Origin of the sequence: Streptomyces sp. 2A115 (assembly GCF_052245575.1) — a bacterium.
Classification (GTDB): domain Bacteria; phylum Actinomycetota; class Actinomycetes; order Streptomycetales; family Streptomycetaceae; genus Streptomyces.
The window spans coordinates 1-694 of sequence record NZ_JBQQCG010000256.1 but is presented as its reverse complement, the minus strand read 5'-3'; the positions used below and the strand labels follow the sequence as shown (position 1 = coordinate 694).

Below are 694 nucleotides of genomic sequence, written 5' to 3'. Positions count from 1 at the left end.
CCTCCGGAGCGCACCCCTTGCTGGTGCCCTCCGGAGGAGAGCAGTGCGCCCTGGTCGCCCAGGGTGACGGCCACGGCGGTAACTCCCCATCGCCGCACGAGCGTTGCGACCGTGCGGGCGGCCCCCGACAGACCCGGGGCCGAGTTGCCGGGCGGCGCTTCCAGAGCCGCGCAGAAGTGGCGGGCCTCGGCCGCCGAGGGCGTGGCGAGCCGGGTGCCGGGCACGGGTGGGCCACCGCGTGGGTGGGGGTCCCAGACGAGGGGCGCGTGCCAGGCCTGCTCGGCGACGAGATCGCGTACGGTGTCGACGCTTCCCCGGCCGTAGTCGGAGACGAGCAGCGCACCGGCCGAGCGGATCGCCCGGGCAGCGGCGTCGGTGCCGGCGCGGGCCCGTCCGTCTCCGCGGTCCAGGCGGACCAGTGGCTGGTTCCGGGCGAGTACGCGGGTCTTCTCCGACAGGGTGCCGTCGAGGGGCAGCGGCACCAACGTCACCCGGGGGTCGAGGAGTTCACGCAGAGTCGTGCTGGCCGGATCGTCTCCCACGGCGGCGACCAGGGTGACGTCCCGGCCGTCGCGTGCCGCGAGCTGGGCGGCGAGCGCGGCGCCGCCGGGCCGCAGCCGCTCCTCGGGAGCGTCGACCACGGGTACGGGCGCGTCGGGGGCGAGGCGTTCCGCCCGGCCGGCGAGGTCACGGT

1 protein-coding gene is annotated in these 694 nt (G+C 76.9%); it reads right to left on the bottom strand.

From position 1 onward, the window contains the following. A partial coding sequence (locus tag ACTWQR_RS55905) for a PfkB family carbohydrate kinase (protein WP_443235041.1) occupies window positions 1–694 on the bottom strand: 694 nt, incomplete at both ends.